Source organism: Streptomyces sp. NPDC050560 (genome assembly GCF_044457285.1).
In the GTDB taxonomy this organism is placed as follows: domain Bacteria; phylum Actinomycetota; class Actinomycetes; order Streptomycetales; family Streptomycetaceae; genus Streptomyces.
The window spans coordinates 103,747-119,685 of sequence record NZ_JBITGT010000010.1; the positions used below are offsets into that span (position 1 = coordinate 103,747).

The window sequence follows — 15,939 nt, forward strand, 5'->3', positions numbered from 1 at the left end:
CGGAGGCGGGGCAGACGACAGGACATCGAGGCGGCCGGCCGCCTCCACGTCACGTTCGGCACGGCGGCGGGAGCGGCACATGACTGGTGGGACTGGCGGCACCGGCGGACCTTCGGTGCTCGGTATCGTCCTCGCGGGCGGCGAGGGCAAGCGGCTGATGCCGCTGACCACGGACCGCGCCAAACCCGCGGTCACCTTCGGCGGCACCTACCGCCTCGTGGACTTCGTCCTGTCCAACCTCGTCAACGGCGGCATCCTGCGGATCTGCGTCCTGACCCAGTACAAGTCGCACTCCCTTGACCGGCACATCTCGACGACCTGGCGGATGTCGAGCCTGCTCGGCAACTACGTCACGCCGGTGCCCGCGCAGCAGAGACTCGGTCCGCGCTGGTTCCTCGGCAGCGCGGACGCCATCTACCAGTCCCTCAACCTCGTCCACGACGAACAGCCCGACTACATCGCGGTCTTCGGCGCCGACCACGTGTACCGGATGGACCCCCGGCACATGATCGAGCGGCACATCGGCAGCGGCGCCGCCGTCACCGTCGCCGGGATCAGGGTGCCGCGCGCGGAGGCGGCCTCCTTCGGCGTGATCACCCCCGGCCCCGGCGGCGCCCGCGTCGACTCCTTCCTGGAGAAGCCCGCCGACCCGCCGGTCCTGCCCGACGCCCCCGACCAGGTGCTCGCCTCCATGGGCAACTACGTGTTCACCACCAAGGCGCTGGTGGACGCCCTCCAGCGGGACGCCGACGACGGGGACTCCGCGCACGACATGGGCGGCTCGATCCTGCCCGGCCTCACCGAGCGCGGCGACGCCCAGCTCTACGACTTCCAGGAGAACCACGTACCGGGCGAGACCCCGCGCGGCCACGGCTACTGGCGCGACGTCGGCACCCTCGACGCCTACTACGAGGCCCATCTCGACCTGATCGCGGACGATCCCGTCTTCGACCTGAACAATTCCAGATGGCCCATCTACACCCACACGGGACCCCAGCCGCCCGCCCGCTTCTGCGCCGGCGGCATCGCGGGGGAGTCCATCGTCAGCCCGAGCTGCGTCATCCGGGGGCAGGTGACCCGCTCGGTGCTGTCGCCCGGGGTGGTCGTGGAGCCGGGCGCGGTCGTGCAGGGCTCGGTCCTCCACGACAACGTGCGCGTCGGCAGGGGAGCGGTGGTACGGGGCGCGGTGCTCGACAAGAACATCGACGTGCCCGCCGGCGCCACCATCGGCGTCAACCCCCAGCGCGACCGGGAGCTGTACACCGTCTCGCCCGGCGGCGTCATCGCCCTCGGCAAGGGGCAGCGGGTGATCTGACGGGAAGCGTTCGGAAAGCCCGGCAATCTGACCGTATGTAACCTGAAGCTCCCCGACCGTGATCGATCCCTTTCGGCGGCCGGCTGATCCAGGGAGCACGTACGTGACGGCAGAACCGCTCGCCCCGCTCGACCTCGCGTTCTGGCACATCGAGACCCCCGGCCACCCCCTGCACCTCGGCGCCCTCGGGATCTTCACCGCCCCGGCGCCCGGCGGCGGCGCGGCCGCGGCCCGGCACGCCGCCGAGCTGCTGGCCGCACGCGCCGCCGCCGTACCGGGGCTCAGGATGCGGATCAGGGAGCGGATGCTGCCCCCGGGCAGCGCGGTCCGCGTGCCCGACCCGGGCTTCGACCCCCTCGGCCATGTGCGCCTCGCGCCGCCCGCCGCCGACTTCCACACCGCCGCAGGCCCCCTGATGGCGGCCCCGCTCGGCCGGGAGCGCCCGCCGTGGGAGGCGCACGTGATCCCCGGGGCGCCCGGCGGCGGCTCGTTCGCCGTGCTGTTCAAGTTCCACCACGCTCTCGCCGACGGCATGCGCGCCCTCGCGCTCGCCGCGGCCCTCCTCGACCGCGGCGCCGCCCCCGACGGCCTGCGCCGTACGCCACCCCCGCCGCCCGGGCCCCGCGACCTGCTCGGCGCCCTCGCCCCGCACCGGCTGCCGGAGGCGGTACGCGGCGGCCTGCGCGGTGTCGCGCACGCCGCCGCCGAGGCCGCCCGCGCCCTCGACATCGGCGCCGCGGTCGCCCGCGGCACCTGGGACGTGCGCTCCACGCCCGCCCTGGCCGCGGCGCCCACCGGGGCCCGTGCCACCGCGGGCGTGCGGCTCGACCTCGACGAGGTGCACCGGGTGCGCAAGGTCACCGGCGGCACCGTCAACGACGTGCTGATCGCGCTGGTCGCGGGCGCCCTGCGGCGCTGGCTCGACGAGCGCGGCGACGGCAGTACCGGCGTCGCACCCCGCGCCCTCATCCCCGTCTCACGGCGCCGCCCGCGCACCGCGCAGCCCGGCGGCAACCGGCTCTCCGGCTATCTGCTGCGGCTCCCGGTCGCCGAGCCGGACCCGGTGGCCAGGCTGGGCGCGGTGCGCGCCGCCATGGACCGCAACAAGGAGGCCGGGGCGCACCGCGGCGCGGGCGCCGTGGCACTGCTCGCCGACCGCCTCCCGCCGCTCGGCCACAGGATCGGCGGCCCGCTGATCGCCCAGGCGGCGCGGCTGCTCTTCGACATCCTGGTCACCAGCGTGCCGCTGCCCGGGCTCGGCCTGCGGCTCGGCGGCTGCCCCCTCGCCGAGGTCTACCCCCTCGCCCCGCTCGCCCGTGGCCAGTCCCTCGCGGTGGCGATCTCCACGTATCAGGGCTCCGTCCACTACGGCCTGCTCGCCGACGCCGCCGCCGTCCCCGACCTCCCCGCGCTCGCGGCGGCCGTCCCCCGGGAGCTGGCCGCGCTCCAGCGGGCCACGCACACCGGCTGAGCGGGGCGTTCGACGGCCCGGCGCCACCGGTGCGCCGCCCGGTGCCGCTCCCCGGGCGGCCTCCGCCACCGCCGGAACGTGACGTATTGTTCGGGTCCGAACGAACGCCCGCTGTGATGACGAGGACCCCGACGGCGATGACCGTGACAGACGACGCCCCCCGCGAGGCCGCGGCCGCCGGCACCGAGTACGGCCCCGGCATCGACCCGCAGCGGCTCGCCGTATGCCTCTCCGTGCTCGCCGAGCTGGAGGACATCGAGCTCGACCACCCCGACGCCATCGCGGTCAGGCGCGCCACCGCCGGGATCTACCGGGACGTGAAGAAGCGCCGCAGGCAGGAGCGCAGGGCCGCGAAGACCGCCCACGACCGCTCCGTCACCGAGGCCACCGCCACCGGCTCCGCCGAGCGCGTCGACGACGAGACCAGGGGCCTGCTGCCCTCCGGCACCGCGCGCGGCGCCGTCGCCGGGATACTCAGGCGCCCCCGCTCCTGCTACGTCTGCAAGACCCGCTACACCGAGGTCGACGCCTTCTACCACCAGCTCTGCCAGGACTGCGCCGCCACCAACAGGGCCCGCCGCGACGCCCGCGCCGACCTCACGGGCAAGCGCGCCCTGCTCACCGGCGGCCGCGCCAAGATCGGTATGTACATCGCCCTCAGACTGCTGCGGGACGGCGCCCACACCACCCTCACCACCCGCTTCCCCGCCGACGCCGTGCGCCGCTTCAAGGCCATGCCCGACAGCGACGACTGGATCGGCCGGCTGAAGATCGTCGGGATCGACCTGCGCGACCCGGCCCAGGTGGTGGCGCTCGCCGACTCGGTCGCCGCCGCGGGCCCGCTGGACATCCTCGTCAACAACGCCGCCCAGACGGTACGCCGCTCACCCGACGCCTACCGCGAACTCGTCGCCGCCGAGTCGGCCCCGCCGCCCCCGGGCGAGCTGCCCGAGGCCGAGACCATCGGCGCCTTCAACTCGGGCGCGGTGGCCGCCGCGCTGCCCGCGCCCCGCCGCGGCGGCCTCGGCGCCCGCGACGTCACGGAACTCGCCCTGCTGCCCGGCTCCGCCGCGCCCGCCAGGATCGCCGACGGCACCGCGATCGACGCGGGCGGCCTCGTCCCCGACCTCCACGACACCAACAGCTGGGTGCAGACCGTGGACGAGGTGGGGCCCATGGAGCTGCTCGAAGTACAGCTCTGCAACTCCACCGCCCCCTTCATCCTGATCAGCAGGCTCCGCCCGGCCATGGCCGCCGCCGTCGCGGCCGGGGCCAGGCGCGGCTACATCGTGAACGTCTCCGCGATGGAGGGCGTCTTCGCCCGCGGCTACAAGGGCGCCGGGCACCCGCACACCAACATGGCGAAGGCCGCGCTCAATATGCTCACCCGTACGAGCGCCCAGGAGATGTTCGAAAGCGACCGCATCCTGATGACGGCCGTCGACACCGGCTGGATCACCGACGAGCGCCCCCATCCGGACAAGGTCAGGCTCGCCGACGCGGGCTTCCACGCCCCGCTCGACCTGATCGACGGCGCCGCCCGGGTCTACGACCCCATCGTGCGCGGCGAGGCGGGCGAGGACCTGTACGGCGTCTTCCTGAAGGACTACGGCACGGCGAAGTGGTGACCCCGGGCGCCACCCGAGGCCCGGCGGGACCCCGCCCCGGTGCGCCCGTCCCGCCCGCCCCGTACCGGATCACCCGGACGGAGTAACGCCCGCCGGGCCCCAACTCCCTGTACCACGCACGGACATGGCGCCACCGGCCCGCGGCCCGGCGGGTCCCGGCGGCGTGCCAGGTGGACCATGGCCGAATGACGGCCATCGCCCACCCCTCGCAGCCCCTGACACCGCCTGACAATTCCCTGACGCACCGTCATGGAGCGGATGACCTCACCGTTTTTGCGGGCTATCGAGCGGCGGCCCGCTCACATGGTTAACCTGTAGTGAACGGAGGGCTCCCCGGCGCCACCCGCGCCCATGGGGCCGCCCTCCCGGAAGCGGTCCGGCCACCACGGCCCGCTCTCCGGCCAGTCGTCCGACGCCACCGCGTCCCCGATGTCCCCTCAGAGTCCAGCGGGCCCCAGGCGCGGGAGCGAAACCCGGAACGGGGCCCCAGGGCACCGACAATTTCCAAGGAGCGCGCGGTGACAACGGAGCAGACAGAAGACCACAGGACCGGGGAACGGCGCATCGCGGCCGGCCCCCTCGACCAGGAGAAGCTGGGCAGCCTCGACGTCTGGGCCCGTTCCGCGCCCATCAGGCTGGCCGGCTACGAGGACGACCTCGCCGAGCCCCACATCCTGCCCAGCGTCGACTGAGGCGCGCGGCCCGGCACAGGGGGAGGGGCCCCGCCGACCGCAGGGCCCACCGGCCACGGGAGGGGCGGCCCCCCGGCGCCGGGCGCGGGCGTGACAGACTCGCGGCCATGCTGATCAGAGACGCCAGGGAAGAGGACTGGCCGCAGATCTGGCCGTTCTGGCGGCGCATCGTCGCGGCGGGGGAGACCTACACCTGGGACCCCGCCACCCCCGAGCCCGAGGCCCACGCGCTGTGGATGGGCCCGTCGAAACGCACCTTCGCGGCACAGGAGGGCGAGCGCGTCATCGGCTCCGCCTACCTCGTGCCCAACTACGGCGGCCCCGCCGCGGGGGTCGCGGGCGCCGCCTTCATGGTCGACCCCGACCACGCGGGCCGCGGCACCGGGCGCGCCCTCGCCGAGCACGTCCTCGCGGAGGCCCGCTCCGTCGGCTACCACGCCATGGTGTTCAACGCCGTCGTCGAGACCAACCCGGCCGTACGGCTGTGGACCTCCCTCGGCTTCGCGATCGTCGGCACCGTCCCCGCCGTCTTCGACCACCCCCGCCACGGCCGCGTCGGCCTCCACGTCATGCACCGGGAGCTGGGTACTGCGTGACCGCGCCCCGCACCGGGCCGCGTACCGCCGTGAGGGCCGCGCCGGTACGGGCGCCGGTGCGGGGCCCCGCGCGCGCCACCACGGGCCCGGTCACCGCTCACGCGCCCACCTCACGCACGCCCACCTCGCACCACGCTCTTTCCGGCCCGCCCGCCTCCGGGTGACACTGGGTGGCCGTGCCCCCGACTCGCAAACGGAGCCTTGACCATGCATGACGACCGCACCCAGGTCGAAGCCAGGCTGGCGCGCGTCCTCGACGAGCGCATCAGACCGGCCGTCTACCCGAGGACGGTGCCGCTCGACGTGACCGTGTGGCACGCCCCGGGAGAGCCGGTGCCGGTCGAGGAGGGCCTGGCCGCCCGCGGCGGCCCCATCGCGCCGGGCGAGCGGTGGGGGCCGCCCTGGGGCACCAGTTGGTTCCTGGTGACCGGCACCGTCCCCGCCGAGTGGGCGGGGAAGACCGTGGAGGCCGTGCTCGATCTCGGCTTCCACACGGTCACCCCCGGCTTCCAGTGCGAGGGCCTGGTGTACCGGCCCGACGGCACCCCCGTGAAGGGCCTGCACCCGCAGAACCGCTGGGTCCGCGTCGGCGCCCCCGTCGCCGGGGGCGAGGAGGTCAGGCTGCACATCGAGGCCGCCTCCAACCCGGTCATCCAGGGCAGCCGCCCCTTCGAGCCGACCGCCCTCGGGGACAAGGAGACCGCGGGCAGCGAGCCGCAGTACACCCTCGGCAGGCTCGAACTCGCCGTCTTCGACGAGACCGTGTGGCAACTTGTCGCCGACCTGGAAGTGCTCGGGGAGCTGATCCACGAGCTGCCCGTCGAGGGCGCCCGCCGCTGGGAGGTCACCCGGGCCCTCGAACGCGCCCTGGACGCCGTCGACCTCCAGGACGTGGGCGGCACGGCCGCCGCCGCCCGCGCCTGCCTCACCGACGTGCTCGCCGCGCCCGCCGTGCCCTCCGCGCACCGCGTCAGCGCCGTCGGGCACGCCCACATCGACTCCGCCTGGCTCTGGCCGCTGCGCGAGACCGTGCGCAAGGTCGCCCGCACCGCGGCCAACATGACCGCCCTCATCGAGGAGGAGCCGGACTTCGTCTTCGCCATGTCCCAGGCGCAGCAGTGGGCCTGGGTCCGCGACCACCGCCCCGAGGTGTGGGCCCGGGTGAAGAAGGCGGTCGCGGACGGCAGGTTCGTGCCCGCGGGCGGCATGTGGGTGGAGTCGGACACCAACATGCCGGGCTCCGAGGCGATGGCCCGTCAGTTCGTGCACGGCAAGCGGTTCTTCATCGAAGAGTTCGGTATCGACAACGACGAGACCTGGCTGCCCGACACCTTCGGATTCGCCGCCGGGCTCCCGCAGATCATCAAGGCCGCCGGGGCCAAGTGGCTGCTCACCCAGAAGATCTCCTGGTCCCGCACGAACAAGTTCCCCCACCACACGTTCCGTTGGGAGGGCATCGACGGCACCCGCATCTTCACCCACTTCCCGCCCGTCGACACCTACAACTGCGACATGCGGGGCCGCGAGATCGCCCACGCCGCACGGAACTTCAAGGAGAAGGGCGTCGCACGCCACTCCCTCGCCCCCACCGGCTTCGGCGACGGAGGCGGCGGCACCACCCGCGAGATGGTGGCGAGGGCCGCCAGGATGCGCGACCTGGAGGGCTCGGCCGCCGTCACCTGGGAGACCCCGGCCGCGTTCTTCGAGAAGGCCGAGGCCGAGTACCCCGACGCCCCCGTGTGGGTGGGCGAGCTGTACCTGGAGCTGCACCGCGCCACCCTGACCAGCCAGGCGAAGACCAAACAGGGCAACAGGCGCAGCGAGCACCTGCTGCGGGAGGCCGAGCTGTGGGCCGCGACCGCCGCGGTGCGCAGCGAACACCCCTACCCCTACGAGCAGTTGGACCGGCTCTGGAAGACGGTGCTGCTGCACCAGTTCCACGACATCCTGCCCGGCTCCTCCATCGCCTGGGTGCACCGCGAGGCCCGTAGGACCTATGCGGCCGTGGCCGAGGAGCTGACCGGGATCATCACCGCGGCCCAGCGCTCGCTGGCCGGGCAGGGCACGGACACCGTCGTCTTCAACGCCGCCCCGCACACCCGCGACGGGGTCCCCGCGGGCGGCGCGGGCGCCCGCACCGAGCCGGGCCCCGCCACCCTCACGCCCGGCAGCGAAGGCGAACTCGTCCTCGACAACGGCCTGTTGCGGGTGACCGTCGACGCCAGGGGCCTGGTGGTGTCCGCGTACGACATCGCCGCCGACCGCGAGACCGTCGCCCCCGGCACCGCGGCCAACCTGCTCCAGCTCCACCCCGACTTCCCCAACCAGTGGGACGCCTGGGACGTCGACGCGTTCTACCGCAACGCCGTCACCGACCTCACGGGCGCCGAGGAGGTCACCCCGCTCGACGGCGCCTCGGTGCGCGTCGTGCGCGCCTTCGGCGGCTCCCGTGTCACCCAGCTCCTCACGCTGCCGCCCGGCGAGCGCCGCCTCGACATCGACACCGAGGTCGACTGGCACGAGACGGAGAAGTTCCTGAAGCTGGCGTTCCCACTCGACCTGCACGCCGAGCGGTACGCGTCCGAGACCCAGTTCGGCCACTTCTACCGCCCCACCCACACCAACACGAGCTGGGACGCGGCCAAGTTCGAGGCGTGCAACCACCGCTTCCTGCACCTCGCCGAGCCCGGCTACGGCGTCGGCCTCGTCAACGACTCCACCTACGGGCACGACGTGACCCGGGACGTCCGCGCCGACGGCGGCACCACCGTCACCGTACGGGCGTCGCTGCTGCGCGCCCCCCGCTTCCCCGACCCCGAGACCGACCAGGGTGTGCACCGCTTCCAGCACGCGCTGCTGCCGGGCGCCGGGATCGGGGACGCGGTGCGCGAGGGCTACCGGATCAACCTGCCGGTACGCGAGCTGCCCGGCTCGGGCGAGGTGGCGCCGCTGGTCACGGTGGACGACGAGGCGGTGGTCGTGACGGCCGTGAAGCTGGCCGACGACGGCAGCGGCGATGTCGTCGTGCGCTTCCACGAGGCCCACGGCGCTCGCGCCCGCGCCACCCTGGAGGCTGGGTTCCCGCTGGCCGCAGCGGTCGCCACCGACCTGCTGGAACGCCCGCTCGACGAGGGCGCGGACACCGCGCGTCCACACCGCGACGGCGACGCGGTGACCGTGCCGCTGCGCCCGTTCCAGCTCGTGACGCTGCGGCTGAAGCGGGCCTGACACGACGGGTCCGGGGGCTCAGACCCCCGGACCCTTGCCGCACACGGCCGCCTCAGCCCTGCGGAACCCACTGGGTGGCCCGCATGACATACGTGCGCAGATCGTCGTCGGGCTCCCGCTGTACGGTCCTGATCCACAGGTGCACGACGGTGCCGTCGGGGGTCAGTACACACGGGCGCCCCCGCCTCACTCGCCGCCCAAGTCCGCCTCCAAACGGCCCCTCAGCCACTGTTCCACCTCGCCGACGTGGGCCGATGCCGCGGCGCGTGCTGCCTCGGGGTCGCGGGCGGAGAGGGCGCCGTAGATGCGGTCGTGTTCTCTGCGGGTGCGTTCGAAGGCGCCCTCCTGCTGGTAGCCGCGCCACACCCGGGCCCTGAACGTGCGTGAGGACAGGCCCTCCAGGATCGCCGCCATCGTCTCGTTGCCCGCGGCGTTCGCGATCACCCGGTGGAACGCCAGGTCGTGGTGGAGGATCTCCTCCGGGTCCTCCGTCGCCTTCATCGCGGCCAACTGCGCCGCCACCTCCGCCAGTTCCTCCGGGGTGATACGGGCCGCCGCCAGCGCCGTGACGTTGGACTCCAGGATGCGGCGCACTTCGAGCAGCTCCACAAGGCGCGGCCCCCGGGACAGGTCGGCGACCACCCCGAAGGTCTCCAGCAGATCCCCCGCCTCAAGACGTGTCACGTAGATGCCGGAGCCGTGCCGCGCCTCCAGCACCCCGAGCACCGTCAGCGCCCTGATGGCCTCCCGCATGGAGCTGCGCGAGATCCCGATCCCGGCCGCCAGGTCGCGCTCCGTGGGCAGCCGCTCGCCCGGCTGGAGACGCCCCTCCGCGATCATCGCCTTGATCTGGTCGATGGCGCGCTGCGTCACCGTGCCCTTCTGCGGGGCGCTCTCCTCCACCACGGCGGCTCCTCCCGTCGCCCGAGCCCGAGACACGACGCCCGAGTGCGCCGCAGTCTAACCACCGAAGTGGTCCGACCACTACGGCCGTGGTCCGACCACTGCTGCGGGATGACCCGAAAACTTGGCGTCGAAGGGTGTTGCGTGCCCCAAGTGGTCTGATAAATATTCGTCCCGGTCGGGGAAGGGACCTCCCGCCCCCACGCCCGGGACACCGGGGACCGCCGCACCCGCCCCGGCGGGCCGACGGGCCCCGTACCGGACCAGGACCCGTCAGGAATCGCCACACCCGTTCGATGAGGAGCCGTCACATGGTCGGCAGCACAGCGCGGAACAGGCACTTCACATCGCGGGCGGTCCGTGCGACGGCGGTGGCCGCGTGCGCGGCCCTCGCGCTCGCGGCCTGCGGCAGCACCAAGGACGACGCCGCGCCGGGCAAGGGCGGCGGCGACGCGAGCGACGGCAAGGTCGGGGTGATCCTGCCGCTGCTGACATCGCCCTTCTGGCAGTCGTACAACGACTACGTGCCGAAGATGGCCAAGACCGAGGACGTCCGGACCCTCAAGACCGTCAACTCGGACAACGACCCCTCCCAGCAGATCACCGACATCAACAACGCCCTCAACCAGAACGTCAAGGGCCTGGTGGTCGCCCCCATCGACAGCGCCGCCATCTCCGCCGGGCTCGACCAGGCCGAGCGCAAGGGCGTCCCGGTGGTCGCCGTGGACGTGGCGCCCGAGAAGGGCAAGGTCGCCATGGTGGTGCGCGCCGACAACGTCGCGTACGGCCAGAAGGCGTGCGACTACCTCGGCGAGCATGTGAAGTCGGGCAAGGTCGTCCAGATCATGGGCGACCTCGCGTCCGTGAACGGCCGGGACCGCTCCGAGGCGTTCCGCTCCTGCGCCAAGAAGAAGTATCCAGGACTGAAGGTGCTGGAGATCCCCGCGGACTGGGTCGCCGACACCGCGGCCTCCAAGCTGGACACCCTGCTCAACGCCAACCCCGACATCAAGGGCATCTATATGCAGGCGGGCGGCGTCTACCTGGCGCCCACCCTCCAGACCCTCAAGTCCAAGGGCCTGCTGAAGCCCGCGGGCCAGAAGGGCCACATCACGATCATCTCCAACGACGGCATCCCGCAGGAGTTCGCCGCCATCCGTAACGGTCAGATCGACGCCACCGTCTCCCAGCCCGCCGACGCCTACGCCAAGTACGGGATGTCCTACATCAAGGCCGCGATGCAGGGGAAGACCTTCAAACCGGGCCCCACCGACCACGGCTCCACCGTCGTGAAGCTCGCGAACGGCACCCTGGAGGACCAGCTCCCCGCGCCCCTGGTGACCAAGGACAACGTCGACGACCCCAAGCTCTGGGGCAACACGGTCAAATGAGCGACGCCACCCCCACACCCGAGGACAGCACGCCCCTCGTCGAGGCCACCGGCATCGTCAAGCGCTACGGGCCCACCGTCGCCCTCGCCGACGGCCGGATCACCGTGCGCGCAGGGGAGTCCCACGCCCTCGTCGGCCGCAACGGCGCGGGCAAGTCGACCCTGGTCACCGTGCTCACCGGACTCCAGGCCCCGGACGCGGGCAGCGTGCAGTTCGGCGGCGAGGGCGCACCCCCGCTCGCCGACCGCGCCGCCTGGCGCAGCCGGGTCGCCTGCGTCTACCAGTACCCCACCGTCGTGCCCGAGCTGACCGTCGCGGAGAACCTCTTCCTCGGCCGCCAGCCCGGCGCCAGACAGGGCTTCTTCAGTTGGCGCAGGCTGCGCTCCGAGGCCGCGGAACTCCTCGGCACCTGGGACATCCGCGTCGACCCCGACCTGCGCACCGGCGACCTCACCGTCGAGAACCGGCAGATGCTGGAGATCGCCCGCGCCCTCAGCCAGGGCACCCGCTTCATCATCCTCGACGAGCCCACCGCCCAGCTCGACAACCGCGAGATCGAGGGCCTCTTCGAGCGGATGCGGCGTCTCCAGGACTCCGGCGTCACCTTCCTGTTCATCTCGCACCACCTCCAGGAGGTGTACGAGGTCTGCCAGACCGTCACCGTGCTGCGCGACGCCCGCTGGGTGACCACCGCCCCCGTCGCCGAACTCGACCGGCACGCGCTGGTCGAGGCCATGGCGGGGGAGACCGTCACCCGCGAGGAGTCCGCGGCCAGGGCGGGCGTACCCGACGACGCCCCGGTCCTGCTCGACGTGCGCGGCCTCGGCGCAGCCGCGTACCGGGACATCGACCTCGCCGTCCGCAGGGGCGAGGTCGTCGGGCTCGCCGGATCGAGCGCGAGCGGCAAGATCGAGCTGGCCGAGACCCTGGCGGGGCTGCACCGCCCGGACAGCGGCAGCGCCACCATCGAGGGCCGCCCGCTGCCCTTCGGCGACGTCACCAGGACGCTGCGGGCCGGTGTCGGCTGGGTGCCACGCGACCGCCATGTCCAGGGCCTCGTCACCGAGCTGACCATCGGCGACAACGCCACCCTCAGCGTCCTCGACCGCATCGGCAACCGCGGCTTCGTCGCCACCGAGCGCAGACGCGGCGTCGCCGCCGACCTCATCGAACGCCTCGACATCCACGCCGAGGGCCCCGACCAGCCCGTCTCCGACCTCTCGGGCGGCAACGCGCAGAAGGTCGTCATGGCACGCGCACTGGCCTCGGACCCGCGCGTCCTGGTGCTGATCAACCCCACCGCCGGGGTGGACGTCAGATCCAAGGAGTCACTGCTGCAACGCGTCGACACCGCCCGCGAGGACGGCACCGCGGTGGTCATCGTCTCCGACGAGATCGACGACCTGCGCCGCTGCGACCGCGTCCTCGTCCTCTTCCACGGCCGTGTCACCGCCGAGCACCCCGCGGGCTGGCGCGACCACGAACTGATCGCCTCCATCGAGGGCGTCTCCGCTCGGCCGCAGCACCCACAAGGAGTTGAACACGATGGCTGACACGAAGGCGCAGTCGGCGCCCGGCCCCACCGCGGGGAAGCAGGAGGGAAGGGCCGCGCCCAGGTCGGTACTGCTCCGCAAGGCACGGGAACTCTCCCTCGTCCCCGCGCTGATCGTGCTCGTCGTCCTCGGCGCCGTCCTGAACGACGACTTCCTGACCGAGTCGAACCTGATCGGCATCCTCACCTCGTCCGCCGCCCTCGCCATGGTGGTGCTCGCCGAGTCCCTGGTGCTGATCTCCGGCAAGTTCGACCTGTCCCTGGAGTCCGTCGTCGGCATCGCGCCCGCCCTCGGCGCCCTGCTCGTGCTGCCCGCCGCCAAGTCCGGCTTCGGCACCGAGTGGCCCGCCTGGCTCTGCCTGCTGGCGATCCTGGCGGCCGGGGCGGTCCTCGGCACCTTCAACGGGCTGCTCGTGGTGAAGCTGAAGCTGAACGCGTTCATCGTCACCCTCGCCATGCTGATCGTGCTGCGCGGCCTGCTGGTCGGCGCCACGAAGGGCAAGACCCTCTTCGACATGCCCGACGCCTTCTTCACCGTCGCCACCACCACCTTCCTGCACGTGCCCATGTCGGTGTGGATCGCGGCCGTCGCCTTCGTCGTCGCCGGTCTCGTGCTGCGCTACCACCGCTGGGGCCGGGCGCTCTACGCCATCGGCGGCAACGTCGACGCCGCGCGCGCCGCCGGCATCAGGGTGGACCGGATACGCCTCGGCGTGTACGTCATCGCCGGGGTGCTCGCCGCCGCGGGCGGCATCATGTACACCGGCTACGTCGGCGCCATCGGCGCCAACCAGGGCGAGAACATGATCTTCACCGTGTTCGCCGCCGCCGTGATCGGCGGCATCAGCCTGGACGGCGGCCGGGGCACCATGTTCGGGGCCGTGACCGGGGTGCTGCTGCTCGGCGTGGTCAAGAACATGCTCACCCTGGCGCAGGTGCAGTCCTTCTGGATCGACGCCATCTACGGCGGAATCATTCTGCTCGCCCTGATGATCGCCCGCGTCACGACCGGCCGCGCACAGGACTGACCCGAACGAAAGGCCCCCCGTGACCTCCACCGCCACCCCAGCCGCCCGTATCACCGCGCTCGACACGTACGACATCCGCTTCCCCACCTCACGCGACCTCGACGGCTCCGACGCCATGAACCCCGACCCCGACTACTCGGCCGCCTATGTGGTGCTGCGCACCGACGCGGCGGACGGGCTCGAAGGGCACGGGTTCACCTTCACCATCGGGCGCGGCAACGACGTCCAGGTCGCCGCCATCGACGCGCTGCGCGACCACGTCGTCGGCCGCGACGTCGCCGCGCTCGGCGCCGACCCGGGCTCCCTCGGCCGCGCCCTCACCGGAGACAGCCAACTGCGCTGGCTCGGCCCGGAGAAGGGGGTGATGCACATGGCCGTCGGCGCCGTCGTCAACGCCGCCTGGGACCTCGCCGCCAAGGCCGCGGGCAAACCGCTGTGGCGGCTGCTCGCGGACGCCGAGCCCGAATGGCTCGTCGGACAGGTCGACTTCCGCTACATCACCGACGCGCTCACCCCCGACGACGCCCTCGCCCTGCTGCGCCGCGGCCGACAGGGCGCGCCGGAACGCGTCGCCACCCTGCTGGAGCGCGGCTTCCCCGCGTACACCACCTCCCCTGGCTGGCTCGGCTACGACGACGAGAAGCTGACCAGGCTCGCCGCGCAGGCCGTCGCCGACGGCTTCACCCAGATCAAGCTGAAGGTCGGCGCCGACCTGGAGGACGACACCAGGCGCTGCCGCGTCGCACGCTCCGTCATCGGGCCCGACGTCCGTATGGCCGTCGACGCCAACCAGCGCTGGAACGTGGACGAGGCCATCGCCTGGACCCGGGCGCTCGCCGAGTTCCGGCCCTACTGGGTGGAGGAGCCCACCAGCCCCGACGACATCCTCGGCCACGCCGCGATCCGCCGCGCCGTGGCCCCGGTGAAGGTCGCCACCGGCGAACACGTGCAGAACCGCATCGTGTTCAAACAGCTCCTCCAGGCCGGGGCCATCGACATCCTCCAGATCGACGCGGCCCGGGTCGGCGGCGTCAACGAGAACCTGGCGATCCTGCTGCTCGCCGCCAAGTTCGGCGTCCCGGTCTGCCCGCACGCCGGCGGCGTCGGCCTGTGCGAACTCGTCCAGCACCTCTCGATGTTCGACTACGCGGCCCTGGCCGGCTCCACCGACGACCGCGTCATCGAATACGTCGACCACCTCCACGAGCACTTCGTGGACCCCGTGGTGATCAGGGACGGCCACTACGCGGCGCCCACCGCGCCCGGCTTCTCCGCCACCATGCACCCGCGCTCCCTCACCGACTACACCTACCCGGGCGGCACCTTCTGGGCCGCCGACATCGCCGCACGAAAGGAAGCCGTCGCGTGAGCCACCCGCAGGACTTCGAAGGTCTCAGGGCGCTGGTGACCGGGGGCGCCTCCGGGATCGGACGGGCCACCGCGGCCCTCCTCGCCGCCCGCGGCGCCGCCGTCGCCGTGCTCGACCTCGACCCGAAGGACGTCCCCGAGGGCCAACTGGCGTTGCGGTGTGATGTGTCGGATGACGGTTCTGTGCGGGGTGCGGTGGGGGAGGTGGTGGAGCGTCTGGGGGGTGTGGATGTGGTGGTGAACAATGCGGGGATTGGTGCGCAGGGGACGGTGGTGGACAACGGTGATGCGGAGTGGCATCGGGTGCTGGATGTGAATGTGGTGGGGATGGTGCGGGTGGTGCGGGCGGTGTTGCCGTTTTTGCGGGTGTCGTCGTGTGCGTCGGTGGTGAATGTGTGTTCGGTTGCGGCGGTGGCGGGGTTGCCGCGGCGGGTGTTGTATTCGGCGAGCAAGGGTGCGGTGCTGGCGTTGACGCGGGCGATGGCGGCGGATCATGTGGGGGATGGGGTGCGGGTGAACTGTGTGAATCCGGGGACGGCTGATACGCCGTGGATCGGGCGGCTGTTGGACTCGGCCGACGACCCAGTGGCGGAGCGGGCCGCGCTGGAGGCCCGGCAGCCGATGGGGCGGTTGGTGTCGGCGGAGGAGGTGGCGGCGGCGGTGGTGTATCTGGCGTCTCCGGCGGCGGCGTCGACGACGGGTACGGCGCTGGCGGTGGACGGCGGGATGGACGGCCTGCGCGTACGCCCCACCGGGCGGTGACCCCC

12 protein-coding genes are annotated in these 15,939 nt (G+C 72.8%); 11 read left to right on the forward strand and 1 reads right to left on the reverse strand.

Annotation, left to right across the window (positions count from 1 at the left end; translation table 11 throughout):
- Positions 1-79: 79 nt before the first annotated feature.
- The 6 genes from ACIBIW_RS23515 to ACIBIW_RS23540 all read left to right on the forward strand — a co-directional run bounded on the left by ACIBIW_RS23515 (position 80) and on the right by ACIBIW_RS23540 (position 8,930).
- Positions 80-1,315 carry a glucose-1-phosphate adenylyltransferase gene (locus ACIBIW_RS23515; RefSeq protein ID WP_399338957.1) on the forward strand — a complete coding sequence of 412 codons (1,236 nt, stop codon included), beginning with the start codon at positions 80-82 and terminating at the stop codon, positions 1,313-1,315.
- A gap of 103 nt (positions 1,316-1,418) precedes the next feature.
- Entirely contained in the window at positions 1,419-2,786 is a 1,368-nt protein-coding gene (locus ACIBIW_RS23520; RefSeq protein WP_399338958.1) for a wax ester/triacylglycerol synthase family O-acyltransferase, read from the forward strand.
- Between the two features lie 137 nt (positions 2,787-2,923).
- Positions 2,924-4,414 (forward strand): SDR family NAD(P)-dependent oxidoreductase, encoded by a 1,491-nt coding sequence (locus ACIBIW_RS23525; RefSeq protein WP_399338959.1) that lies wholly within the window; start codon positions 2,924-2,926, stop codon positions 4,412-4,414.
- Positions 4,415-4,932: 518 nt separating this feature from the next.
- Complete coding sequence (locus ACIBIW_RS23530; protein WP_399339216.1) at positions 4,933-5,106, forward strand: hypothetical protein; 174 nt, start codon at positions 4,933-4,935, stop codon at positions 5,104-5,106.
- A gap of 107 nt (positions 5,107-5,213) precedes the next feature.
- Positions 5,214-5,702: a GNAT family N-acetyltransferase gene (locus tag ACIBIW_RS23535; RefSeq protein WP_399338960.1), complete on the forward strand. Its 489-nt coding sequence runs from the start codon at positions 5,214-5,216 to the stop codon at positions 5,700-5,702.
- 207 nt (positions 5,703-5,909) lie between these two features.
- Positions 5,910-8,930, forward strand: coding sequence for an alpha-mannosidase (locus ACIBIW_RS23540; RefSeq protein WP_399338961.1), 3,021 nt, complete (start codon positions 5,910-5,912; stop codon positions 8,928-8,930).
- 186 nt (positions 8,931-9,116) lie between these two features.
- Here the strand turns inward: ACIBIW_RS23540 and ACIBIW_RS23545 are convergent, their stop codons facing one another.
- Positions 9,117-9,833: a FadR/GntR family transcriptional regulator gene (locus ACIBIW_RS23545; RefSeq protein WP_399339206.1), complete on the reverse strand. Its 717-nt coding sequence runs from the start codon at positions 9,831-9,833 to the stop codon at positions 9,117-9,119.
- Between the two features lie 311 nt (positions 9,834-10,144).
- On the opposite strand from ACIBIW_RS23545, the gene ACIBIW_RS23550 reads away from it, so the two are divergent.
- The 5 genes from ACIBIW_RS23550 to ACIBIW_RS23570 are packed head-to-tail and all read left to right on the forward strand — an operon-like array spanning position 10,145 to position 15,934.
- Positions 10,145-11,224: a sugar ABC transporter substrate-binding protein gene (locus ACIBIW_RS23550; protein ID WP_399338962.1), complete on the forward strand. Its 1,080-nt coding sequence runs from the start codon at positions 10,145-10,147 to the stop codon at positions 11,222-11,224.
- The gene (locus ACIBIW_RS23555; RefSeq protein WP_399338963.1) at positions 11,221-12,777 is read left to right on the forward strand and encodes a sugar ABC transporter ATP-binding protein; all 1,557 of its coding nucleotides are present in this window, start codon (positions 11,221-11,223) and stop codon (positions 12,775-12,777) included. Before ACIBIW_RS23550 ends, ACIBIW_RS23555 begins: the two co-directional genes overlap by 4 nt.
- Positions 12,770-13,804, forward strand: coding sequence for an ABC transporter permease (locus ACIBIW_RS23560; protein WP_399338964.1), 1,035 nt, complete (start codon positions 12,770-12,772; stop codon positions 13,802-13,804). Before ACIBIW_RS23555 ends, ACIBIW_RS23560 begins: the two co-directional genes overlap by 8 nt.
- Positions 13,805-13,823: 19 nt before the next feature.
- Positions 13,824-15,173, forward strand: a complete 1,350-nt coding sequence (locus tag ACIBIW_RS23565; protein ID WP_399338965.1) for an L-fuconate dehydratase — start codon at positions 13,824-13,826, stop codon at positions 15,171-15,173.
- Positions 15,170-15,934, forward strand: coding sequence for an SDR family NAD(P)-dependent oxidoreductase (locus tag ACIBIW_RS23570; protein ID WP_399338966.1), 765 nt, complete (start codon positions 15,170-15,172; stop codon positions 15,932-15,934). Before ACIBIW_RS23565 ends, ACIBIW_RS23570 begins: the two co-directional genes overlap by 4 nt.
- Positions 15,935-15,939 lie beyond the last annotated feature (5 nt).